This window comes from Streptomyces sp. NPDC007901 (assembly GCF_042959465.1).
GTDB lineage: Bacteria > Actinomycetota > Actinomycetes > Streptomycetales > Streptomycetaceae > Streptomyces.
This window is the reverse complement of the sequence record NZ_JBIBKW010000106.1, coordinates 1-1435: the sequence shown is the minus strand read 5'-3', so window position 1 is coordinate 1435 and position 1435 is coordinate 1. Positions and strand designations below refer to the sequence as shown.

The following is a 1435-nucleotide window of genomic DNA, read 5'->3' as shown; positions in this document are numbered from 1 at the left end:
CTAATAGGACTCCGTTAGGTCTTCCGGTTTGGGCTGTTGCTGGGCATGTTGGATGGGTGGACGCACATGAAGTGAACCGTGTCCGGGCGACGTTGGCGTTGTACGTGGCGGATGTGTTCGCCTCGGTACCGCGCAAGGACCAGCGGGCCAAGGGCGACTGCTACCTGCGGGGACTGATGCTGGACGGCCGCCGCAAGTCCATCCAGGCCATGGCCTCGCGGCTACCGGACGGCGACGAACAGAACCTGCAGCAGTTCGTGAACCAGTCCACCTGGGATCCGGTGCCGGTGCAGCGGCGGATCTGCGAACGGATGCTGCCGCTCATCGCCCCGACGGCGTGGGTGATCGACGACGTGTCGGTACCCAAGGACGGAAGAATGTCGGTCGCGGTGGCCCCGCAGTACTGCGGGGCCCTGGGAAAGCGCGCCAACTGCCAGGTCACGGTCAGCGTCCACGCCGCCACCGACACTGCCTCCTGTCCGCTGCAATGGCGGCTGTTCCTACCGAAGGAGTGGGCGTCAGACACCGGCCGCAGGACCGTCACCCGCGTCCCGCCCGAGGTCACGCACCGGGAGAAGTGGCGGCTGGCTTTGGACATGCTCGACACGCTGGCCGGCTGGGGCATGAGGCCACCGGTCGTCGTGGCTGACGCCGCCTACGGCACCAACGCACACCTGCGGGCCGGCCTGGCAGAGCGCGGAATCGACTACGTGCTGGCCGTCCGCGCGGACGTGACCGCCCATCCCTTCGAGGAACAGCCCATTGCCCCGGCGCGCAACGGGCCGGTCGGGTGCTGGCCACAGCCTCGCTACCGCCATCCCGCACCGTCAGTGGCAGCCCTGGCCGCCGGTCTCGCGCAGGACGCGTTCACCAGCGTCGCCTGGCGCAACGGCTCGCGAGGAGAGTTACGGTCCCGCTTCGCCGCCGTGCGCATCCGCCCTGCGGGCAAGGCCGTCGAGCGTCCGATCCGAACCACCGCCTCGGCCGAAGTCGGCTGGTGGGACGGCATCCTGCCCGACTGCTGGCTGCTGGTCGAGTGGCCCGAGGAGGCCGAGGCTCCCACCGACTACTGGCTGTCCAACCTGCCGGACGACACCCCGATCACCACTCTGGTCCGTCTGGCGAAGGTCCGCTGGCGCATCGAGCACGACTACCGCGAACTCAAGCACGGCCTGGGCCTGGACCACTTCGAAGGCCGATCCTGGCCCGGCTGGCACCACCACGTCACCCTCGTGACCGCCGCCCACGCCTTCCTCACCGAACAACGCCTGGCCCCAAAAGCACCCAGTCCGGCCTCACCCTTTACCAGATCATCGATGCACTCCAGGACACCTTGAGGTGCTGGACCGGCATCTGCACCACCTGCCAACAGCCGCTGCCCAGCAGGACACACAGAACACCGAGATCAAGAACGACCTAACGGAGTCCTACTAAG

Annotated in this window: 1 protein-coding gene; it reads left to right on the top strand. The window is 67.8% G+C overall.

What is annotated here, in order from left to right; all coding sequences use genetic code 11:
* The first annotated feature begins 56 nt into the window (after positions 1-56).
* Positions 57-1337: an IS701 family transposase gene (locus tag ACFZDK_RS55860; RefSeq protein WP_390987130.1), complete on the top strand. Its 1281-nt coding sequence runs from the start codon at positions 57-59 to the stop codon at positions 1335-1337.
* Positions 1338-1435: the final 98 nt, after the last annotated feature.